The organism is Streptomyces sp. SID5469, from assembly GCF_009862865.1.
Taxonomy (GTDB): domain Bacteria; phylum Actinomycetota; class Actinomycetes; order Streptomycetales; family Streptomycetaceae; genus Streptomyces; species Streptomyces avermitilis.
In genome coordinates this window covers 3,799,955-3,821,435 of the sequence record NZ_WWIN01000001.1, presented here as the reverse complement: position 1 = coordinate 3,821,435, position 21,481 = coordinate 3,799,955, and the positions used below count along the sequence as shown (strand labels likewise).

The window sequence follows — 21,481 nt, the reverse complement described above, 5'->3', positions numbered from 1 at the left end:
CGCGCGTGCCGGGCGAATCGTCCATTCCTCGTTGTCGGTGGTGTGCGGCACGATGGGCTCATGGCATCCATGAACGACCACCCCGGCGAGCAGGCCGCCCAGGAGCCCGTCAAGCTGCTGGCCATCCGTGAGACGCCGCTCTCCCTCGACGAGGTCTTCCGGGCCGTCGGGGACGACGCGGCCGGTGGGACCGCACTGTTCGTGGGGACCGTGCGGAATCACGACGGGGGCGCCGACGTCGACGAGCTGGGGTATTCGTGTCACCCCAGCGCCGAGGCCGAGATGCGGCGCGTCGCCGAGAAGGTCGTCGCCGAGTACCCGGTGCGGGCCCTGGCCGCCGTCCACCGCATCGGTGATCTGCGCGTGGGTGATCTCGCCGTCGTCGTCGCCGTGTCGTGCCCCCACCGGGGCGAGGCCTTCGAGGCCTGCCGGAAGTTGATCGACGACCTCAAGCACGAGGTGCCCATCTGGAAGCACCAGAAGTTCTCCGACGGCACGGAGGAATGGGTCGGCGCCTGCTGAGACCGGCACCCGTTCCGGCTCACCGACCTCTCACCCGTCCTCCAGTTGCGTAACCGCACCCCCGGCGTGAGCGTTAACACTGCGGATGATTAATCTGCTGATCAGTCAGTTGCGGTCGCTCATGGGGTTGGGAGGTCGGCATGGCGGTGCTCGCCTGGTTGCTGATTCCGCTTTTGACTGCGATCGGTGCCGGACTGTGGGGCAGCTGGGCCGGACGGAACCGCAAGGCCGCGGGAGACGGTTCGGAACTCGCCGGGTACGCGCGTTTCCGCGAGGCCATGGAGAAGTCCCACTCGGGTACCTGAGACCGGGCAGCGGAGGCCGCGGGGCCGCCCCTGTGCGGACGGCCCCGACGGTGCGTTGACAGACCCGTCCCGTACTGTCGTTCCATGCCACGCCGCACCGCGACGATGCTCGCCTCCACCCTGATGTTGATCGCGCTCCTGTGCGCGGGAGTGTTCATCAAAGTGCCCTACGCGGAGATGTCACCGGGCCCGACGGTGAACACGCTCGGGGAGCACGACGGCGAGCCGGTGCTGCAGATCACCGGGCACAAGACCTATGCGACGACCGGGCACCTGAACATGACGACCGTCCGGGTGACCAGCGCCGACTACCGCATGAACCTCGTAGAGGCCGTGTACGGATGGCTTGCGCACGACAACAAGGTGGTCCCGCACGACACGCTCTACCCGGACGGCAAGACCGAGGAGCAGTCGACGCAGGAGAACGCCGAGGAGTTCAGCCAGTCCCAGGAGAGCGCCAAGGTGGCCGCCCTCAAGGAGCTGGACATCCCGGTGAAGTCCTGGGTGATCGTCTCCACCGTCCTCAAGGACTCGCCGGCCGAGGGCCGGCTGCACGCGGGTGACGTGATCAAGGCGGTCGACGGTACGGCGGTGAAGGCGCCCGACGACGTGGCCGAGCTGGTCACCAAGCACAAGCCCGGGGACGACGTCGCCTTCACGATCCTGCCCGCCAAGGAGCAGGCCGCGGCCGAGAAGTCGAAGACGTACGTGCCCAGGACCAAGAAGGTGACGATCACCACCGCGAAGTCCGACGACACGGGCGCGCCCCGGGCCATAGTCGGCATCTCCGCCGGCACCGATCACACGTTCCCGTTCACGGTCGACATCAAGCTCGCCGACGTGGGCGGCCCGAGCGCCGGTCTGATGTTCGCCCTCGGCATCGTGGACAAGCTCACCCCGGACGATCTCACCGGCGGCAAGTTCGTGGCCGGCACCGGCACCATCGACGACGACGGCAAGGTCGGCCCGATCGGCGGCATCGAGATGAAGACGGTCGGCGCGCGCGAAAAGGGCGCCCAGTACTTCCTGACGCCCAAGGACAACTGCGCGGCCGCCGCCAAGGACACCCCTGAGGGGCTCACGCTCGTCAAGGTGAACACGATCGACGACGCGCTGGACGCCCTCAAGGACATCCGCACCGGCAAGACGGCCGACCTGCCGAAGTGCACCACCAAGGGCTGACCACCGTCGCCTGTACGTAGGCGCCGCCATCAGGCCTGGCGCCATTTCCCGTACGTAAGCGGCGCCATCAGGCCCGACGCCATGGCCCGTACGTCGCTGGGGGCGCCCCCGAGCTTCGGGGGCGCCCCCAGCGACGTATACGGGAAAGTCAGTCCGCGAACGTCGCCGACAGGGCCTCCGCCAGACCCGGCACCAGGTCCGACCCGGTCAGCACCTCCGTCGGCGAGTCCTTCTCGCGCAGCCGCAGGGCCGATTCGCGCGCGCCGTCCCGCAGCACCGCCACCGTCATCCGGACCTCCTGGCGGTCCGGGTGCTCGGCGACCCACTTCGCGAGCTTCTTCTCGCTCAGCCCCTCCGGAACCGAGGCCTCCGCGGACGGCGGCAGCATCAGCCGCTCCACCGTGAGCGCGCAGCCGACCACCGCGTCGGGCCAGGCGATGGTGCCGAGGAACTCGTCCAGCGGCTTGCCGGCCGGGATCTCGTCCTGCTCGATGGGGGTGAGACCGGTGGTCTCCGGCGCGTCCGCGAGGCCGAGCTGGGCCGCGAGCGAGGGTTCCTGAGTGCGCAGCCGCGCGGTGTCTACGAGGGCGAAGAGGCGAGCGGGCTGGTCCCAGCCGAGGGTGGAGGCGTACTCGTCGATCTCGAGTACGGCCCGGGTGAGCGGGCTCGCTGCCATGGGAGTGTTGGACATGGTCACAATCCTGCCTCGTTAATCCCCCGAACCGGGAACCGAGTAAAGCGTGAGTAAGTTGCATAGGTGAGGCTCCACGATCACGGAGCCTGACGGATGGTCCGCGTTTCCGGGGGCCTGACGGATCAACAGCGAACTTCGAGGTGCGCACCTTGGCTTTCCAGATGCCGGACCGCGGCGGAGGCCCGACGGGGCCACGGATCAGAGTGGGCCGACCGTCCCGGCGGGTCCGGACCCTGCTCATGACACTGGGCGTTCTTGCCGTTCTCGGCATGGCGTTCGTCATGTTTGCGGGGTTCTGGACGGACTGGCTCTGGTACCGGTCGGTCAAGTACTCGTCCGTGTTCACGACCACCCTGTCGACCAAGATCGGGCTCTTCTTCGTCTTCGGCCTGCTGATGGCGGTCGCGGTCGGCGTGAACATCTGGCTGGCGCACCGGCTGCGCCCGCCGCTCAGCGCCATGTCGATGGAGCAGCAGAGCCTCGACCGCTACCGGATGGGCATCGCGCCGTACAAGAAGTGGTTGCTGCTCGGGATCACTTCTCTGGTGGGCCTCATCGCGGGTGCGTCCGCCTCCAGCCAGTGGCGGACCTGGCTGATGTGGGTCAACGGGGTGCCCTTCCACCAGAAGGACCCCCAGTTCCACCTGGACGTCTCCTTCTACGCCTTCGACCTGCCCTGGTACCGCTTCCTGCTCGGCTTCGGCTTCGCCGCCGCGGTGCTGTCCCTGATCGCCGCCGCTCTCACGCACTACCTGTACGGCGGGCTCAGAATCACCTCTCCGGGCGCGCGCGCCACGGCCGCGGCCACCGGGCACCTGTCCGTGCTGCTCGGCATCTTCGTCGCCCTGAAGGCGGTCGCCTACTGGCTCGACCGGTACGGGCTCGCGGTGAAGTCCAGCGACTTCAAGGCGACCGGCAACTGGACGGGCCTCAGGTACGTCGACGCCAACGCCTATCTGCCGGCCAAGACGATCCTGTTCTGCATCGCCGTGATCTGCGCCCTGTTGTTCTTCGCCACCCTGTGGCGGCGCACCTGGCAGCTGCCCGTCATCGGATTCGGCCTGATGGTGCTCTCGGCGATCCTCATCGGCGGGCTCTACCCGGCGATCGTCCAGAAGTTCCAGGTCCAGCCGAACGAGCAGGCCAAGGAAGCCCCGTACGTCGAGAAGAACCTCAAGGCGACGCGTGAGGCGTACGGCATCGACGGCGCCAAGGTCACCGAGTACCCGGGCAAGAGCGACACCACGGACAAGACGAAGCTGCGCGACGACGCCGACGCCACGGCGAGCGTCCGTCTGCTCGACCCGAACGTCGTCTCGCCCACGTTCCAGCAGCTCCAGCAGATGCGGAACTACTACGCGTTCCCGACCAACCTGGACGTCGACCGCTACAGCAAGGACGGCAAGGACCAGGACACGGTCATCGGTCTGCGTGAGCTGAATCTCAACGGCATTCCGAAGAACAACTGGATCAACGACCACTTCCGCTACACGCACGGATTCGGTGTGGTCGCCGCGAAGGGCACCACCGCCGACTCCGAGGGCCGGCCGGTGTTCACCGAGTCCGACCTGCCGTCCAGGGGTGACCTCAAGGCGTACCAGCAGCGGATCTACTACGGCGAGAAGACCAGCCAGTACTCGATCGTCGGCGGTCCCCAGAAGGAGATCGACTACTCCGACGACAGCGGTGAGAAGACCACCAGCTACCAGGGCAAGAGCGGGGTCAACCTCTCCAGCCCGATCAACCGGGCCGCGTACGCGGTGGCGTTCAGCGAGCCGCAGATCCTCTACTCCGGGGCGATCGGCGAGGGTTCGCGGATCCTGTACAACCGCACGCCCAAGGAGCGCGTCGAGGCGGTGGCGCCCTGGCTGACCATCGACGGGGACGCCTACCCCGCGGTCGTCGACAACAAGATCCAGTGGATCGTCGACGCGTACACGACGACGAACGGATACCCGTACGCCTCCCGTACGACGCTGGGTGACACGACGGCCGACTCGCTGACCGCCAACAACAACCAGCGCGCGGTGGTGGCCCAGCAGAACCAGGTCAACTACATCCGCAACTCGGTGAAGGCGACCGTCGACGCGTACACGGGCAAGGTCACGCTCTTCGAGTGGGACACCAAGGACCCGGTCCTGAAGACATGGGAGAAGGCCTTCCCCGGCACGGTGAAGCCGAAGGGCGACATCCCGAAGTCCCTGATAGATCATCTGCGGTACCCGCAGGACCTGTTCAAGGTCCAGCGCGAGCTGCTCACCCGCTACCACGTGAAGGACGCGCAGACGTTCCTCAGCGGCAGCGAGGTGTGGCAGGTGCCGGACGACCCGTCCAACAAGTCGGGCAACGCGGTGCCGCCGTACTACCTGAGCATGAAGATGCCCGACCAGCAGGCGCAGACGTTCTCGCTGACGACGACGCTCACCCCGAACGGCCGGGACAACCTGAGTGCCTTCATGTCGGTCAACGCCGAAGCGGGCACGAGTGATTACGGCAAGATCAGAATCCTGAAACTGCCGACGAGCAGAACAGTCGACGGGCCCAAACAGGTCCAGAGCCAGTTCAACTCCGAACAGGACATCGCCGAGTCCATCAGGCTGCTGAAGGGCGGCGACTCGGAGGTCGAGTACGGCAATCTGCTGACGGTGCCCCTCGACGGCGGACTGCTGTACGTGGAGCCCGTGTACGTACGCGGTGGCGGACTCAAGTACCCGCTGTTGCGCAAGGTGTTGGTGACCTACGGAGGCAACACCGCCTTCGAGGACACGCTCGACGAGGCGCTCAACAAGGTCTTCGGAGCGGATTCGACCACGCAGCCACCGGACGAGGGCACCACGAAGCCGCCGACGTCGAGCAACCCCACGGTCCAAGAGGCCCTGAACGACGCCCAGAAGGCCTTCGACGCGGGCCAGGAGGCCCTCAAGAAGCCCGACTGGCAGGCGTACGCCAAGGCGCAGAAGGATCTTGAGGATGCCCTGAAGCGGGCGGAGGACGCCCAGGCCGAGGCGGACAAGGCCAGCGGCGGCAGCAAGAGCGGTGACAGCGGCAAGGGCAGTGGGCCGACCAGCAGCCCGAGCGGCAGTGCCAGTAGCAGTCCCAGTAGCAGTCCGAGCAGCGACAAGAGCCCGAGCAGCGACAAGAGCCCCGGCAGCGACTGAGTCAGGGCACCCTCCCGCGCCGTGGTACGGTTGCAACACAACGGCGCGGGGTGGAGCAGCTCGGTAGCTCGCTGGGCTCATAACCCAGAGGTCGCAGGTTCAAATCCTGTCCCCGCTACTGAAGACGAAGGCCCGGATCCTGATCAAGGATCCGGGCCTTCGTCGTGTGCCGCGACGCGCCAGGGTGGCCGCGATGACCTGGCTACTCGTGCGAAGTGGTGCCGCCTGCGGGGGGAGTTGGGAAATCTGTGTTTGACTTGTCTCTCTGTGGGCATGTCGACAAAACGCTGAAGTGACCTCACTGGCTGCGGTATACCAGGTGTACCCAGGTTGCAGGTGGTGCGACGATGGACGTTATGGGGGACAAGGCAACTCTGTTGGAAACAGGGCGTTTTGCGCAGCCTGCCGACTTTGTGCAGCCTGCCGACATTGCGCAGCCTTCCGACCGGGACGAAACCGGCGAGGCTGCAGAGGAGGCGCGCCGTCGGCTCGCCGCCGAAGCGGGCGACGTGGAGGCGAAGAGCGTCCTCGGAGCCATGCTGCTGCGACGCGGCGATCTCGACGGCGCGGAGCCCCAGCTGCGCGCCGCGACCGCCGCCGGTGACCGTGCCGCCGCCAACAACCTGGGTGTCCTCCTGCATCAGCGTGGATACGCCGAGGAGGCGGCCGGCTGGTGGCGGATCGCCGCCGTCGCCGGTTCCGCCGCGGCCGCGCACGCGCTCGGGCGCCACCACCGCGAGCGCGGCGACGAGCCCGCAGCCGAGTACTGGCTGCGCCAGTCCGCCGAGCAGGGCCACGCCCTCGGCGCGTACGCGCTCGCCGACCTGCTGGAGCACCGCAACGACGCCCGCGCGGAGCAGTGGATGCGGGCCGCGGCCGAGCGCGGGCACCGCGAGGCCGCCTACCGGCTGGCGCGCGCGCTTGATCGCAAGGTCGCGGACGCGGGTGAGCCGGGCGCTGACAACGGTGTCATAGGAGCAGGCGGTGAAGAGGCCGCGCAGTGGTACCGGCAGGCCGCCGCGCGCGGGCACCGGCGCGCGGCGCTGCATCTCGGGGCGATCCTGGAGAAGCGGGGCGAGCTCAAGGAGGCCGGGCGGTGGTATCTGACGTCCGCCAAGGACGGCGAGGCGCGCGCCGCATGCGCCCTCGGCTTCCTGCTGCGGGACGCGGGCGACAGCGAGAGCGCCGCCGTGTGGTGGCTGCGGGCCGCCCAGGACGGCGACGGGAACGCGGCGAACGCGCTCGGCGCCCTGCACGCCGAGCGCGGCGAGACCCAGACCGCCGAGCGGTGGTACCGGGCCGCGATGGACGCGGGCGATGTGAACGGCGCGTACAACCTGGGCCTGCTCTGCGCCGAGCAGGGACGGACCGCGCAGGCCGACCAGTGGTACCGGCGTGCGGCGTACGCCGGACACCGGGAGGCGGCCAACGCGCTCGCCATCCTGCTGCTCCAGGTCGGCGACGCGGCCGGGGCCGAGCCCTGGTTCTCCAAGGCCGCGGAGGCGGGGAGCGTGGACGCCGCGTTCAACCTCGGCATCCTGCACGCCGGGCGCGGCACCGAGGAAGACGATGCGGCGGCACTGCGCTGGTACGAGCGGGCGGCTGCCGCCGGGCACACCGAGGCGGCGCTCCAGGTCGGCATCGCGTTGCTGCGCGACGGGGACGAGCAGGCGGCGGAGCGGCACCTTCGGTGCGCGGCGGGCGGGGGCAGTGCCGAGGCCGCGTACCGGCTGGCGTCCGTGCTGGACGCGCGCCGGCCGCCCGCGCCCGCGCACGAGCTGGGCGAGCCCGCGCACGAGAAGACCGAGTGCGAGGAGTGGTACGAGCGCGCGGCGTCCCAGGGGCACCGGCGGGCGCAGGTGCGGGTCGGGATGCTGGCGGCGGCCCGAGGGGACGTGGTGGAGGCGGCCCGGTGGTACCGGGAGGCGGCGGAAGCGGGCTCCCGGAACGGGGCGTTCAATCTGGGGCTGCTGCTGGCCCGCGAGGGAAGTGAGCCGGAGGCCGCGCTGTGGTGGACCCGGGCGGCCGATGCCGGGCATGGACGGGCGGCGTTGCGGCTGGCCCTGGTCTACGCGCGTCGCGGGGAGCTTGTCGAGGGGCAGCGGTGGGCGGACCGAGCGGTGTCTCTGGGACCCGCCGAGGTCTCCGAGCGTGCCGCCCGGCTACGGGATGCCTTGCGGCAGGAGCTGTCGGCCTGAGTCGTCGCCTGTCCTGCGCCGGGCGCCGGCGTCGGGGGTGGTTCGCCCCCGACGCCCCTACCCGTCCCGTCCCTGGGGGCTGCCGCCCCCAGACCCCCGCTTTCGGCCTGGACGGCCTCGTCCTCAAACGCCGGACGGGCTGCTTGCGCTCAGCCGTTCTCAAGTGATTTGCGCTGGTCGGCCCCACTGACGTAACGTTCAGTTCAACGACGCGGGGTGGAGCAGCTCGGTAGCTCGCTGGGCTCATAACCCAGAGGTCGCAGGTTCAAATCCTGTCCCCGCTACTGAAGGCCGAGGGCCGGAATCCTTAAGGGATTCCGGCCCTCGGTGTTTCTACGGCTCGTGGCCCCCACCGCCTCCGCGTACAGCGCCCGGTCCACCGCCTTCGACTCCGGGACCGGATCCCCGTTCGCCACGCCCGCCGCCGCGTACGCCCACTGCAACCGCCGGTCGTGCCCTTGCGGATCTCCCAATCCATGTCAGGTCGGTGGCGTTGAGCTGTGGACCGGTCTCTCCCACGGGGTCTCCTCGCGGAGTGTGGAAGGGACTGGTGGGTGCCGTCGACCATATGACGGGTCGTCAGATTCGGGAAGCCCGTATGCGGCAGCGGGGCGAGGCGGTGCACAGCGCGAAGCCCCGGCATCCCTGGGATGCCGGGGCTTCGCGGAAACGATCAGGCGGCCGCGCAGTTGGGGCACACGCCCCGGTACGTCACCTCGACGTCCGAGACCGTGAAGCCGAAGCGCTCCGAGTCGGGGAGGTCGGCGAGCGGGTTGCCGCTCGGGTGGACGTCGCGGATCGCGCCGCACCGGGCGCAGACCAGGTGGTGGTGCGGACGGTGGGCGTTCGGGTCGTAGCGCTTGGCGCGCTTGTCCGTGGCGACCTCCAGCACCTCGCCGAGGGAGACCAGCTCACCCAGGGTGTTGTAGACGGTCGCCCGGGAGATCTCGGGCAGCTTCACGACGGCGCGGGCGTGCACCTCGTCGGCCGTCAGGTGGACGTGGTCGCCGTCGAGGACCTCGGCCACGACGCGGCGCTGCGCGGTCATCCGCCATCCGCGGCCGCGCAGTCGTTCCAGTAGGTCACTCATACAGACAAGCCTAACAGTAGGGGGACCAGTTCCCGAACGGGTGTGACTTTGGAGCTTTACTTGACTTAGACATTGTCCATTGTAGGATCGTGACCGGCATTGGCCAAGGGACAGGACTTGCAGGAATGACGCAGGAGGCGCACGTGACGCAGGGACCGCTCACGACGGAGGCCGGTGCACCGGTAGCCGACAATCAGAACAGCGAGACCGCGGGCGTCGGCGGCCCGGTGCTCGTGCAGGACCAGCTCCTGCTGGAGAAGCTTGCCCACTTCAACCGTGAGCGCATCCCGGAGCGCGTCGTGCACGCCCGCGGCGCGGCCGCGTACGGCACGTTCACGCTGACCCGTGACGTCTCGCAGTGGACGCGCGCCGCATTCCTCTCCGAGGTCGGCAAGCAGACCGAGACCTTCCTGCGCTTCTCCACCGTGGCCGGGAACCTGGGTTCCGCGGACGCCGTCCGTGACCCGCGCGGCTGGGCGCTGAAGTTCTACACCGAAGAGGGCAACTACGACCTCGTCGGCAACAACACCCCGGTGTTCTTCATCAAGGACGCCATCAAGTTCCCCGACTTCATCCACACCCAGAAGCGCGACCCGTACACGGGCTCGCAGGAGGCGGACAACGTCTGGGACTTCTGGGGTCTGTCGCCCGAGTCCACCCACCAGGTGACCTGGCTGTTCGGCGACCGCGGCATCCCCGCGTCCTACCGCCACATGAACGGCTACGGCTCGCACACCTACCAGTGGAACAACGAGGCCGGCGAGGTCTTCTGGGTCAAGTACCACTTCAAGACCGACCAGGGCATCAAGAACCTCACGACCGAGGAGGCCGTGAACGTCTCCGGTCTCGACCCGGACTCGCACCAGCGCGACCTGCGTGAGTCCATCGAGCGCGGTGACTTCCCGACCTGGACCGTGCAGGTGCAGATCATGCCGGCGGCCGAGGCGGCCGGGTACCGCTTCAACCCGTTCGACCTCACCAAGGTGTGGCCGCACGAGGACTACCCGCCGATCGAGATCGGCAAGCTGGAGCTCAACCGCAACCCGGAGAACATCTTCGCCGAGGTCGAGCAGTCCATCTTCAGCCCGGCCCACTTCGTTCCCGGCATCGGTCCCTCCCCGGACAAGATGCTCCAGGGCCGCCTCTTCGCGTACGGCGACGCCCACCGCTACCGCGTCGGCATCAACGCCGACCACCTGCCGGTGAACCGTCCGCACGCCACCGAGGCGCGCACCAACTCCCGCGACGGCTTCCTGTACGACGGCCGCCACAAGGGCACGAAGAACTACGAGCCGAACAGCTTCGGCGGCCCGTTCCAGACGGACCGCCCGCTGTGGCAGCCGATCTCGGTCACCGGCGTCACGGGCGACACAGAGGCCCCGGTCCACACCGAGGACAACGACTTCGTGCAGGCGGGCAACCTCTACCGCCTGATGTCGGAGGACGAGAAGACCCGCCTGGTCGACAACCTCGCGGGCTTCATCTCCAAGGTCTCGCGCGACGACATCGCCGAGCGCGCGATCAACAACTTCCGCCAGGCGGACGGCGACTTCGGCAAGCGGCTGGAGGCCGCGGTCCAGGCCCTGCGCGGCTGACAGCCAGCACTGGACGCTTGTCGTGGAGAGCGGGCCGGATCCCCTGTGTCAGGGGGTCCGGCCCGCTCGCGTGCCCCGAGGGGACGCTCAGGCCGGTATGTGCTGCCGGGCCGGGGCCCAGCAGCGGATGATGTCGCGGACCGAGACGATCCCGACGGGACCGCTTCCGTCGAGCACGATCAGATGCCGGAAACCGCCGTGCGACATGGCCGTCGCGGCGTCCTCCAGGGTCCAGGCCGGGGCGGCGAAGACGACGTCGGTGGTGGTGTGGCTGCCTGCGGTCTCGGCATCCGGGTTCTGGCCGAGGGCCAGTGAGTTGAGGATGTCGCGCTCGGTCAGGATGCCGACTCCGCAGGAGTCCTCGTCGAGGACGACGGCCGCACCGACGCGGCGTGCGGACATCAGGCGGGCCGCCTGGCGGAGGGTGTGTGCCGGGCCGATGGTCAGGACCACCGTGCTCATGGCGTCGCGGACGAGCATGGGCTGGAGCCACCTCCTTGGTGAACCGACATGAGAAGCGATTCACAAGTTCACAAGTGGGGGGACTCTCAGAGTCGCAGTTAAAGGGAGAGTCAACAAGAGGGCGCGAGGCGACTTTCGAGGCACCCATGGCTCACATGAGCGCACTGGGGGCTTCGGCGGCTCCTCAGTAGCGCTGGTTGAGATACCCCAGCAGCTCGTCGTGGAGCACCCCGTTCGACGCGGCCGCGTTGCCGCTGTGCGGGCCCGGACGGCCGTCGAGGCCCGTGAAGGAGCCGCCCGCCTCCGTCACGACGATCGCGTTCGCCGCCATGTCCCACAGCGACAGCTCGGGCTCCGCGCAGATGTCGATCGAGCCCTCGGCGACCATCATGTACGGCCAGAAATCGCCGTATCCCCGGGTGCGCCACACCGCGCGCGTGAGATCCAGGAAGCCGTCCAGGCGGCCCTGGTCCTCCCAGCCGCTCAGCGACGAGTACGCGAACGAGGCGTCGGACAGCTTCGAGACGCGCGAGACGTGCAGCCGGGACGCCGAGGACAGACTGCGGCCGGAGAAGGCGCCGTGGCCCTTCGCGGCCCACCAGCGCCGGCCGAGCGCGGGCGCGGAGACCACGCCGACGACCGGCTGGTAGCCGCCCTCGCCCGCCTCCGTCAGGGAGATCAGGGTCGCCCAGACGGGGACGCCGCGTACGTAGTTCTTGGTGCCGTCGATCGGGTCGACGACCCAGCGGCGCGGGCCCGTGCCCTCGATGCCGTACTCCTCGCCGAGGATCGCGTCGCGCGGCCGCGCCCGCTGGAGGTGGCCGCGGATCAGCTCCTCGGCGGCCTTGTCGGCCTCGCTCACCGGAGTCATGTCCGGCTTGGTCTCTACCTTGAGATCGAGCGCCTTGAACCGTTCCATCGTCGCGGCGTCGGCGGCATCCGCCAGGACATGGGCGAGGCGCAGGTCATCGCGATAGTCGGGCATGTGTGAACCGTATCTGCCCCTTCCCGGGGAGGGCCACACGGCCTCCGGGATCTTCGCCGATCTTCGCCGGCGCACCCTTCGGCGCCCACTCGCCGGCGCACGCCCTTCGGTACCGCCGCGAACCCTTGACAGTGCCGTCGTGCGCGTCAAATCTGAGCGTCAGAGCCGCTCGCCCGAGGGAGGCGATGATGCCTGCAGCGCGGGAATCCCTGCTGGACGCCGCGTACACGGCGCTCGCGCGCCGTCCGTGGTCCGCCGTGCGCATGGTGGACGTGGCCGCCGTGGCCGGGGTGTCACGGCAGACGCTGTACAACGAGTTCGGCAGCAAGGAGGGCCTGGCGCGGGCGCTGGTGCGCAGGGAGGCCGACGCCTATCTCGCCGGTGTCGAGCGGGCGCTGGCCACGCACGCCGACCCGCGCGAGCGCCTCGCCGCGACCGCCGAGTGGACCACGTCCGCCGCCCGTGGCAACGCCCTCGTACGGGCCATGCTCACCGGCTGCTGGAGCGAGCGGCTGCCCTCGCCGACGCTCACGGCGGTGCCCTCGGCGTCCGCGGTGCCCGCGCAGCGCCGGGCCGACGGTGCGCTGCCCTCGCCCGCCGACTTCGTGGCGCTGGTCCGTGACCGTGCCGTCGCCGCGCTCGCCGGACCCGGCACCACCAGGTCGGACGCCTTCGAGCTGGCGCGCTCCTGCGAACTCGTCGTCCGGCTCGCGCTGTCGTGCGTGGCGGCGCCGCCCGGCGAGGGCGGGGTCCCGGACCTGGTGAAGGCCGCGCTGACCCCGTCCCACCGGCTGGGTGTCCGGACGGTCACTTCTTCTTGAGCCAGCCGACCTTGGTGAAGTCGTCGTCGGCGAGGCCGCCCGCGCCGTAGTTGGCGAGGTTCGAGCGGACGGCGAGGACCTGGGGGCGCTGGTAGAGCGGGATGGAGTGGCCGAGGGCCCAGATCTTCGTGTCGGCCTCGTTGTAGATCTTGGCCTGCTCGGTGGCGTCGGTGGTCTCACCCGCCTTCTTCAGCAGGGTGTCGATCTCCGGGGAGCCGACCGAGCCGTAGTTCTCGTACAGGTTCTTGCCGGCGGTCTGGCGGTAGATCGGGTACGCCTCGGAGCGGAAGATCTGGTCGACCCAGCGGAAGCTGACCAGGTCGAAGTTGCCGATGGTGACGTACTTGGAGAAGTAGTCGTTCGTCGGCACCTTCTTGATCGACACTTTGATCCCGACGGCCGCGAGCTGCGCCTGCACCAGCTCGGCCTGGTCCTCCTGCGCGGAGGTGCTGCCCGCGCTGAGTGCGTAGGTGAGGGCGAGCTGCTTGCCGTCCTTCACGCGCGTGTCGCCCTTGGTCTTCCAGCCGGCCGCGTCGAGGAGTTCGCCCGCCGCCTCGACGTCGTACGTGCCGTACGTACCGGAGTTGTCCTGGTAGCCGGCCTGGTTGGGCATGAAGAAGTGGCTGCCGTACGTCTTCAGCTCGACCGGGAGGTCCTTGCCGAAGGCGGTGGCGATGGCCTTGCGGTCGATGGCGTGCTGGACGGCTTGGCGGACCCGGACGTCCTTCAGCGGGCCGCGCGCGCCGTTCAGGGTGATGTGCACCTCGTCCCAGCGGGCGCCGGTGCGGATGTCCGTGCCGGCGGCCTTGGCAAGGCGCTTGTAGTCCTCGGGGAGGATCGCGGAGGCGTAGTCGATCTCCTTGTTGAGGTACGCGTCCGTCCAGGCGCTGAAGTCCAGGGCGCGGAAGACGATCGAGTCCAGCTTGGGCTTCGTACCCCACCACTGGGGGTCGGGGACCGCCGTGATGGTCTGGGCGGTCCTGTCGTACGCGGAGATCTTGAAGGCGGCGCCGGTGACCGGGATCTTCTCGGTCCAGCCCTTGTTGAACTTGGCCGGGGTGTCGATCCCCGCGGCGGGCAGCAGTGGGTCGAAGAGCCGCTTCCAGTCGGCGTACGGCGAGGAGAAGGTGACCTTGACCTGGTGGGCGTCGGTGCCCTGCCCGACCGCGCTGATCTGGTCGTAGCCGGAGGTGTTGGCGGCCTCGTACTCCTTGTTCGTGCCGTTCGTGGCCTTCCACAGGGCACGGAAGTCGCGCCAGCTCAGGGGCGCGCCGTCGGACCACTTGGCCTTGGGATTGAGCTTGTAGGTGACGACCTGGGGGCTGGTGGAGGTCACCGAGGCGGAGAGCAGGAAGTTCTCGTTCGGCCGGACCGCGCCGCGCGCGTCGGCGGTGAAGAGGCTGGGCTCGACCAGCTCGTTGATCGTCGCGGCGTCACCCTGGTTGCCGTTGGCGGTGTAGCGGTTGAAGTCCGCGATGTACTGGGAGATCGCGAACTTGAGGGTGCCGCCCTGCTGGATGTCGCTGAGCGGGTGGGCGTTGATCTGCTGGCTGCCGGCCGGGGCGGCGCTCTTCTGCGCCTGCGGCTTGTCGTCGTCGGACGAACCGCAGCCGGTCACCAGCAACGCGGTGGCCGCGGTGGCGGCGACCAGGGCTGCGGCGGGGGTTCTGCGCATGTCGGTGTCCTTTGTGGGGTGTCCTTCGGTGGCCGGCGGGAGCCGGTGGTCATCCGTGAATGCGCCGAACGTAGAACGGCTACGGCAGTCGTGGGAGCGGTTCTGGACTGCTGTCATGTTCTCTTCATGCTGGTGCAACAGCGGGACGGAAGGATGCGTGACGTGCCTGCCTATCTGGCCAAGCGGCTCGGCTATTACGCCGTCCTGCTCCTGGCCGCCGTCTGCCTCTCCTATCTGCTGGCCTCGTTCGCGCTCGACCCGCGCGCGTACTACGAGGGCCGGCAGCCGCCCGTCTCCGCGAGCGCGGTGAATCACCACCTCACCGAGATCGGCGTCAACGACCACGCGTCGCTGCTCGCCCGCTTCCTGCGCTGGGCGGGGCATGCGGTCCGCGGAGACCTCGGCAGGACGATCGACGGTACGAGCGTCAACGCGGAGTTCGGGCGGCGCATCGGGGTCAGCCTGCGGCTGCTGCTCGCCGGAACCGTGCTCGGCACGGTCGCGGGCGTGCTGATCGGAGCCTGGACGGCGGTGCGGCAGTACCGCTTCAGCGACCGGACGGTCACGTTCGCGTCCTTCGCACTGCTCTCCACCCCCGTGTTCCTGCTGGCGATCCTTCTCAAGACCGGAGCGATCTGGTTCAACCGGACGACAGGGACGGATCTGATCCAGTTCACGGGCGAGAAGAGCCCCGGGCTGACGGGCGGGTTCGGGGCCGTACTCCAGGACCGCGCCGTACACCTGCTGCTGCCCACCCTGTCCGTCGCCCTCTTCGCGATCGCCGGCTACAGCCGCTACCAGCGCAGCACCATGCTCGACGTGCTGGGCTCCGACTATCTGCGCACCGCGCGGGCCAAGGGTCTCGGCCGCCGGGCGGTGCTGCTCAAGCACGGGCTGCGGACGGCGCTGATCCCCATGTCGACGTACTTCTCGTACGGCTTCCTCGCGCTCTTCACCGGTGCCATCTTCACGGAGACGATCTTCGGCTGGCACGGCATGGGAGAGTGGTTCATCTCCTCGATCGGCAAGAACGACGTCAACTCGGTCGTCGCCGTCAATCTCTTCGCGGCGGTCACCGTGCTGCTGTCCGGCTTCCTCGCGGACGTGCTGCACGCCGCGCTCGACCCGCGCATCCGGCAGGCGTCATGACGATCACCCCTGTGGTCGAGACGGTCGAGGCGGCCGTACGTCCGGTCGGGCGCGGGACCGTCGTCCTGCGCCGCTTCGTACGCAATCGGGGCGCGCTCGCCGGATCCGTCGTCCTCGTACTGCTGTTCCTGCTGGCCTTCGTCGGGCCGTACGTCACCCCGTGGTCGTACAGCCATATCGACTACACCGCGTTGCGGTCGGGGCCGAGCGCCGACCACTGGTGGGGGACCAACCGGATCGGGCAGGACGTGTTCGCGCAGACCGTGCGGGGACTGCAGAAGTCGTTGCTGATCGGGCTGTTGGTGGCGGTCTTCTCGACCGGGCTCGCCGCATTCGTCGGCGCCTGTGCCGGGTACTTCGGGGGCTGGACCGACCGGGCGCTGATGTTCTTCGTCGACTTGCTGCTGGTCTTCCCGTCGTTCCTCATCATCGCGGCCGTCTCACCGCGGATGCCCAGCGGCGGCTGGGTCGTCCTCGCGGGACTGCTCGCCGTCTTCGGGTGGATGATCACCGCGCGGGTGGTCCGGTCGATGACACTGTCCCTGAAGGAGCGCGAATTCGTCCGCGCGGCACGGTTCATGGGCGTCGGGCCGTTCCGGATCATCTGGCGGCACGTGCTGCCGAACGTCGCCTCCTTCCTGATCATCGACGCGACCATCGCGGTCGGCGGGGCCGTGATGAGCGAGACCGCCCTGTCGTACTTCGGGTTCGGGGTGCAGACGCCGGACGTGTCGCTCGGCACGCTGATCGCCTCGGGGACCGGGGCGGCGGTGACGTACCCCTGGATGTTCTTCTACGCGGCCGGGCTGCTGGTGGTCTTCGTGCTGGCGGTGAACCTGGTGGGGGACGGGCTGCGGGACGCGCTGGACCCGACCTCCCGCAGCAGGAAAGGGGCATCGCGGTGACTCCCGTGCTCGAAGTGGCCCGTCTGAACGTGGACTTCGACGGGCGGCCCGCCGTCCGCGACGTGAGCCTCTCGCTCTCGCGGGGCGAAGTCCTCGGCCTGGTCGGTGAGTCGGGGTCCGGGAAGTCGGCCACCGCGCTCGCCGTCCTCGGGCTGCTGCCCGACAACGCGACCGTCCAAGGGTCCGTACGGCTCGACGGGCAGGAACTGGTCGGCGCGGGCGAAAGGGAGCTGACCCGGATCCGGGGGAGCCGCGTCGCCATGGTCTTCCAGGACCCGCTCTCCGCGTTCACACCGGTCCACCGCGTCGGCGACCAGATCGCGGAGGCCGTACGGGCCCATCAGGGCGTGTCCCGGGAGCGGGCCCGCGAACGCGCCGCCGAACTGCTCGACCTCGTCGGCATCCCCGCTTCCCGGGTGCGGGCCTTCCCGCACGAGTTCTCCGGCGGCATGCGCCAGCGCGCCATGATCGCCATGGCGATGGCGAACGAGCCGGACGTGATCCTCGCGGACGAGCCGACCACCGCCCTGGACGTCACCATCCAGGCCCAGGTGCTCGACGTGCTGCGCACGGCCCAGCGGGAGACCGGCGCCGCTGTCCTGCTGGTCAGCCACGACCTGGGGGTGATCGCCGGGATGGCGGACCGGGTGGCGGTCATGTACGAGGGGGAGGTGGTCGAGTCGGGAACGGCCGTCGAGGTGTTCGGACGGCCGCGGGAGCCGTACACGCGGAAGCTGCTCGGGGCCGTACCGCGTCTCGACGACGCGCGCCCGCGCGCCGAACTCCCGGACAGCGAACCAGTGTTGAGGGTGCGCGGACTCACCAAGACCTTTCCCCTTCTCAAAGGGAGCGCGTTCAAGCGGCGGGTGGGGAGTGTGTACGCCGTCGACGGCGTGGACCTCGACATCCGGCGCGGGGAGACCCTGGCGCTGGTGGGGGAGTCCGGGTCCGGGAAGTCGACGACCCTTTTCGAGCTGCTCGAACTCGCCGCTCCCGAGGGCGGGTCGGTCGAACTGTTCGGGCAGCGGCTCGGGAGCCTGCGCAAAGCCGAGTCGAAGGCGCTGCGCCGCCGGGTGCAGATCGTCTTCCAGGACCCGATGGCCTCCCTCGACCCGCGCATGCCGGTCGGCGACATCATCGCCGAGCCGTTGCGCACCCAGGGCTTTGACCGGGCCACCGCCGCCCGGCGCGTCCCCGAACTGCTCACCCGGGTCGGGCTCGACCCGGCGCACGCGGAACGCTTCCCGCACGAGTTCTCCGGCGGCCAGCGGCAGCGCATCGGCATCGCGCGGGCGCTGTCGGTCGAGCCGGAGCTCCTCGTGCTCGACGAACCCGTGTCGGCGCTCGACGTCTCCGTCCAGGCCGGGGTTCTCGACCTGCTGGACCGGCTGAAGGCGGAGCTGGGGCTCGCCTATCTGTTCGTCTCGCACGATCTGTCCGTCGTCCGGCACATCGCGGACCGGGTGAGCGTGGTCTACCTCGGCCGGACCGTCGAGTCGGGCCCGGTCGAGGAGGTCTTCGAACGGCCCCGCCACCCGTACACCCAGGCCCTGCTGTCCGCCGTCCCGCTGCCCGACCCGGAGCGCGAACGGGAACGGCGGCGCACGCGGATCCTGCTCGCCGGGGACCCGCCCAGCCCGACACAGCGGTACGACGGCTGCCGGTTCCGGGCACGCTGCCCGCTGTACGCCTCACTCGCCGAGGAGGAGCGCAAGCGGTGCGCCCATGACGTGCCGGTCCTCGACGGGGACGGGGCGGCCTGTCACTTTCCGCGGGTGCGCGAGGTGATCTGAGAGGCGCGCCGCGAGAGCGGCCTCAGTGGGCCGAGCCCGAGAGCTGGAGCCCGATCACGCCGATGATCACAAAGCTGATCGACACGAGCTTCAGGACGGAGACCACGTCACCGAGGAACACCATGCCGTAGATCGCGGTGCCCGCCGCGCCGATACCGGTCCAGACGGCGTAGGCGGGTCCCACGTCGAGCTTCCGCAGGGACAGGGTCAGCAGGCCGAAGCTGCCGAGCGCGAAGACGCAGAAGGCGACCGTGGGCCACAGTCGGGTGAAGCCGTGCGAGAGCTTCAGACAGACGGCGAAGCCGGTCTCCAGTAGTCCGGCCACAACGACCAGCAGCCACGCCATGTGATGTCCTCCCGTGTCCCCACGTTCCGTGACCGCTTTTTCTGGCTTGGATCCGGCTTGGTGCGATTATGCATTTACCGGCGTGCCGCGGGTGCAAACAACGCGGAGGTCACACGAGGATCAGTCGCCTTCCGTCCGCTCACGCGTTGCCAACAGCCTGCGCAGGGAGTAGAGCCGCTGCGGATCCGCGTGACCGTCCGTCACCCACTGGTCCAGCGCGCAGTCCGGCTCGTCGTGGCTGCACGCGCGCGGACAGCCCTCGGTGCCGGGTTCGAGGTCGGGGAAGGCCTTGATGACACGGGACGGGTCCACATGGTGCAGGCCGAAGGAGCGCACGCCCGGGGTGTCGACGACCCAGCCCGCACTGTCCGGCAGGGGGACCGCGCGCGCCGACGTCGTGGTGTGCCGGCCACGTCCGGTGACCGCGTTGACATGGCCGGTGCTGCGCCGCCGCTCCACCGACACGAGCGCGTTGACCAGGGTCGTCTTGCCCACGCCGGAGTGCCCGACGAAGGCCGTGATCTTGCCGTCCAGCTGCTTGCGCACGCGTTCCACCGCCTCGCCGCTCTCCAGCTCCTCGCGGCTGGTCACGACATACGGGACACCCAACGCCCCGTACATCTCCAGGAGTTCGTCGGGGGAGGCGAGGTCCGACTTGGTGAGGACGAGGAGCGGGGTGAGGCCGCCGTCGTAAGCGGCCACCAGACAGCGGTCGATCAGCCGCGGGCGCGGCTCCGGGTCCGCGAGGGCGGTGACGATGGCGAGCTGGTCGGCGTTGGCGACGACCACGCGCTCGTAGGGATCGTCGTCGTCGGCCGTGCGCCGCAGCACGGAGGTGCGCGGCTCGATGCGGACGATGCGGGCCAGGGTGTCCTTCTTGCCGGACAGGTCGCCGACAAGGGCCACCCGGTCGCCGACCACTGCCGCCTTGCGGCCCAGTTCGCGGGCCTTCATGGCCAGGACGACCCGGTCCTCGACCAGGCAGGTCAGCCGGCCCCGGTCGACGGTGATGACGAGGCCCTCCGCCGCGTCCTCGTGCTTTGGGCGGATGTTCGAACGCGGCCGGTTGCCCTTGCGGTTGGGGCGGGCGCGGATGTCGTCCTCGTCGGTGTGCTTGCCGTAGCGGCGCATGATCCAGGTCCGCCCGTCAGTTCCCGAGCATCCCGGTCCACAGGTCGGGGAAGTCCGGCAGCGTCTTGGCCGTTGTCGCCACGTTCTCGATCTGTACGCCGTCGACCGCGAGACCGATGATCGCGCCCGCGGTGGCCATACGGTGGTCGTCGTACGTGTGGAAGATCCCGCCGTGCAGCCGACGCGGGCGGATCGACAGGCCGTCGGCGGTCTCGGTGACGTCGCCGCCCAGCTCGTTGATCTCCTTGGTGAGCGCGGCCAGACGGTCCGTCTCGTGCAGGCGGAGGTGAGCCACACCGCGCAGGGTGGACGGGGAGTCCGCGAGGGCCGCGACCGCCGCGATGCCCGGGGTCAGCTCGCCGACCTCGCTCAGGTCCACGTCGATGCCGTGGACGGCACCCGAACCGGTGAACTCCAGCCCTTGCTCGGTCAGTTCACAGGAACCGCCCATTTCGGTGAAGATCTCACGCAGCTTGTCGCCGGGCTGCGTGGTGCGCTCGGGCCAGTCGGGGATGACGACCTTGCCGCCGGTCACCAGCGCCGCCGCCAGGAACGGCTGGGCGTTGGAGAGGTCCGGCTCGACGGTCAGGTCACGGCCGAGCAGGGCGCCCGGCGTCACCCGCCACACGTTCGCCTCGCCGCCCGACTCCGGGGTGTCCACCTGGGCGCCGACCGCGCGCAGCATGTCGACGGTCATGCGGATGTGCGGCATCGAGGGCAGGGTCGAACCGGTGTGCCGGACCTCGACGCCCTGGTTGAAGCGCGGGCCGGACAGGAGGAGCGCCGACACGAACTGCGACGAGGAGGACGCGTCGATGGCGACCGGCCCGCCGTCCAGGGCGCCGCCGCCGTGCACGGTCAGCGGCAGCGCGCCGCGGCCGTCGTCGTCGATGCGGGCGCCGAGGGCGCGCAGGGCGTCGATCACACCGTTCAGCGGGCGCTCGTACGAACGCGGGTCGCCGTCGAAGCGGATGGGGCCGTCGGCGAGCGCGGCCACCGGGGGCAGGAAACGCATCACGGTGCCGGCATTGCCGACGTCGACCGTGGCCGGGCCGTGCAGCGCGGCGGGGATGACACGCCAGGCCTCACCGGAGCCGTCCGAGCCGCCCCCGACGGAGGAGCTGGAGGACACCGTTTCCTCGATACCGACGCCCATCTCGCGCAGCGCGGCCGCCATCAGCAGGGTGTCGCGCGAGCGCAGCGGGCGGCGCAGCCAACCCGGCTCGGAGGCGAGGGCGGCGAGGACGAGGGCACGGTTGGTGACCGACTTCGACCCGGGCACGTGGACCGTCGCGTCGACGGCTCCGCTCGCGTGCGGGGCGGGCCAGAGGGCGGTGTGTGCGGGGTTAACGGTCATGCGTCCACTTTAGTGGCTGGCACTGACCGCAGATCTTGATCAAAAGCGGCGAAATCCGAGCGAAACAGTGCGGTGATAGGGCGTGGAGAGGCCCGGGGTACGTGCCGTGCATA

Annotated in this window: 18 protein-coding genes, 2 tRNA genes and 1 pseudogene; 12 read left to right on the top strand and 9 right to left on the bottom strand. The window is 69.5% G+C overall.

The window, feature by feature from the left end; genetic code table 11:
- Positions 1-60: 60 nt before the first annotated feature.
- From GTY58_RS16055 to GTY58_RS16050, 3 genes are all read left to right on the top strand, one after another.
- Positions 61-522 carry a molybdenum cofactor biosynthesis protein MoaE gene (locus GTY58_RS16055; protein ID WP_010984489.1) on the top strand — a complete coding sequence of 154 codons (462 nt, stop codon included), beginning with the start codon at positions 61-63 and terminating at the stop codon, positions 520-522.
- Between the two features lie 140 nt (positions 523-662).
- Positions 663-827: a hypothetical protein gene (locus GTY58_RS39640; RefSeq protein WP_010984488.1), complete on the top strand. Its 165-nt coding sequence runs from the start codon at positions 663-665 to the stop codon at positions 825-827.
- Between the two features lie 84 nt (positions 828-911).
- Complete coding sequence (locus GTY58_RS16050; RefSeq protein ID WP_010984487.1) at positions 912-2,009, top strand: PDZ domain-containing protein; 1,098 nt, start codon at positions 912-914, stop codon at positions 2,007-2,009.
- Between the two features lie 148 nt (positions 2,010-2,157).
- Here GTY58_RS16050 and GTY58_RS16045 read toward each other — a convergent pair whose 3' ends face one another.
- Positions 2,158-2,700, bottom strand: a complete 543-nt coding sequence (locus GTY58_RS16045; RefSeq protein WP_037649020.1) for a PPA1309 family protein — start codon at positions 2,698-2,700, stop codon at positions 2,158-2,160.
- A 164-nt stretch (positions 2,701-2,864) separates the two neighbouring features.
- Here GTY58_RS16045 and GTY58_RS16040 point away from each other — a divergent pair, with 164 nt between their 5' ends.
- The 4 genes from GTY58_RS16040 (at position 2,865) to GTY58_RS16025 (ending at position 8,343) form a co-directional block, all read left to right on the top strand.
- Positions 2,865-5,861, top strand: a complete 2,997-nt coding sequence (locus tag GTY58_RS16040) for a UPF0182 family protein (RefSeq protein WP_010984485.1) — start codon at positions 2,865-2,867, stop codon at positions 5,859-5,861.
- Between the two features lie 44 nt (positions 5,862-5,905).
- Positions 5,906-5,979, top strand: a tRNA-Met gene (locus GTY58_RS16035).
- Between the two features lie 229 nt (positions 5,980-6,208).
- The gene (locus GTY58_RS16030) at positions 6,209-8,059 is read left to right on the top strand and encodes an SEL1-like repeat protein (protein ID WP_010984484.1); all 1,851 of its coding nucleotides are present in this window, start codon (positions 6,209-6,211) and stop codon (positions 8,057-8,059) included.
- 210 nt (positions 8,060-8,269) lie between these two features.
- A tRNA-Met gene (locus GTY58_RS16025) sits at positions 8,270-8,343 on the top strand.
- Here the strand turns inward: GTY58_RS16025 and GTY58_RS39635 are convergent.
- Both GTY58_RS39635 and GTY58_RS16020 read right to left on the bottom strand, forming a co-directional pair.
- Positions 8,341-8,537: pseudogene (locus GTY58_RS39635) on the bottom strand (hypothetical protein); the annotation flags it as partial. The gene GTY58_RS16025 and the pseudogene GTY58_RS39635 overlap by 3 nt on opposite strands.
- Positions 8,538-8,732: 195 nt before the next feature.
- A complete protein-coding gene (locus tag GTY58_RS16020; RefSeq protein WP_010984483.1) occupies positions 8,733-9,149 on the bottom strand; it encodes a Fur family transcriptional regulator in 417 nt (138 codons plus the stop codon).
- A 125-nt stretch (positions 9,150-9,274) separates the two neighbouring features.
- On the opposite strand from GTY58_RS16020, the gene GTY58_RS16015 reads away from it, so the two are divergent.
- Positions 9,275-10,744 carry a catalase gene (locus GTY58_RS16015; RefSeq protein ID WP_037649019.1) on the top strand — a complete coding sequence of 490 codons (1,470 nt, stop codon included), beginning with the start codon at positions 9,275-9,277 and terminating at the stop codon, positions 10,742-10,744.
- Between the two features lie 87 nt (positions 10,745-10,831).
- Here GTY58_RS16015 and GTY58_RS16010 read toward each other — a convergent pair whose 3' ends face one another.
- Positions 10,832-11,224 (bottom strand): CBS domain-containing protein, encoded by a 393-nt coding sequence (locus GTY58_RS16010; RefSeq protein WP_010984481.1) that lies wholly within the window; start codon positions 11,222-11,224, stop codon positions 10,832-10,834.
- Between the two features lie 166 nt (positions 11,225-11,390).
- The gene (gene hisN / locus GTY58_RS16005; protein WP_010984480.1) at positions 11,391-12,191 is read right to left on the bottom strand and encodes a histidinol-phosphatase; all 801 of its coding nucleotides are present in this window, start codon (positions 12,189-12,191) and stop codon (positions 11,391-11,393) included.
- A gap of 185 nt (positions 12,192-12,376) precedes the next feature.
- Here hisN and GTY58_RS16000 point away from each other — a divergent pair, with 185 nt between their 5' ends.
- Positions 12,377-13,012 (top strand): TetR/AcrR family transcriptional regulator, encoded by a 636-nt coding sequence (locus tag GTY58_RS16000; protein WP_037649017.1) that lies wholly within the window; start codon positions 12,377-12,379, stop codon positions 13,010-13,012.
- Here the strand turns inward: GTY58_RS16000 and GTY58_RS15995 are convergent.
- Positions 12,999-14,687, bottom strand: a complete 1,689-nt coding sequence (locus GTY58_RS15995; RefSeq protein ID WP_010984478.1) for an ABC transporter family substrate-binding protein — start codon at positions 14,685-14,687, stop codon at positions 12,999-13,001. The two genes, GTY58_RS16000 and GTY58_RS15995, sit on opposite strands and share 14 nt — an antisense overlap.
- A 162-nt stretch (positions 14,688-14,849) precedes the next feature.
- Here GTY58_RS15995 and GTY58_RS15990 point away from each other — a divergent pair, with 162 nt between their 5' ends.
- The 3 genes from GTY58_RS15990 to GTY58_RS15980 are packed head-to-tail and all read left to right on the top strand — an operon-like array spanning position 14,850 to position 18,534.
- Positions 14,850-15,836 (top strand): ABC transporter permease, encoded by a 987-nt coding sequence (locus GTY58_RS15990; protein ID WP_107083285.1) that lies wholly within the window; start codon positions 14,850-14,852, stop codon positions 15,834-15,836.
- Positions 15,833-16,741 carry an ABC transporter permease gene (locus GTY58_RS15985; protein WP_010984476.1) on the top strand — a complete coding sequence of 303 codons (909 nt, stop codon included), beginning with the start codon at positions 15,833-15,835 and terminating at the stop codon, positions 16,739-16,741. The genes GTY58_RS15990 and GTY58_RS15985 overlap by 4 nt, the downstream gene beginning before the upstream one ends.
- The gene (locus GTY58_RS15980; RefSeq protein ID WP_037649016.1) at positions 16,738-18,534 is read left to right on the top strand and encodes an ABC transporter ATP-binding protein; all 1,797 of its coding nucleotides are present in this window, start codon (positions 16,738-16,740) and stop codon (positions 18,532-18,534) included. The genes GTY58_RS15985 and GTY58_RS15980 overlap by 4 nt, the downstream gene beginning before the upstream one ends.
- A 22-nt stretch (positions 18,535-18,556) precedes the next feature.
- On the opposite strand, the gene GTY58_RS15975 is transcribed toward GTY58_RS15980, so the two are convergent.
- From GTY58_RS15975 to aroA, 3 genes are all read right to left on the bottom strand, one after another.
- Positions 18,557-18,880, bottom strand: a complete 324-nt coding sequence (locus GTY58_RS15975; protein ID WP_010984474.1) for a multidrug efflux SMR transporter — start codon at positions 18,878-18,880, stop codon at positions 18,557-18,559.
- A gap of 120 nt (positions 18,881-19,000) precedes the next feature.
- Positions 19,001-20,011 (bottom strand): ribosome small subunit-dependent GTPase A, encoded by a 1,011-nt coding sequence (gene rsgA / locus GTY58_RS15970; RefSeq protein WP_010984473.1) that lies wholly within the window; start codon positions 20,009-20,011, stop codon positions 19,001-19,003.
- A 16-nt stretch (positions 20,012-20,027) separates the two neighbouring features.
- Positions 20,028-21,368 carry a 3-phosphoshikimate 1-carboxyvinyltransferase gene (gene aroA, locus GTY58_RS15965; protein ID WP_010984472.1) on the bottom strand — a complete coding sequence of 447 codons (1,341 nt, stop codon included), beginning with the start codon at positions 21,366-21,368 and terminating at the stop codon, positions 20,028-20,030.
- Positions 21,369-21,481 lie beyond the last annotated feature (113 nt).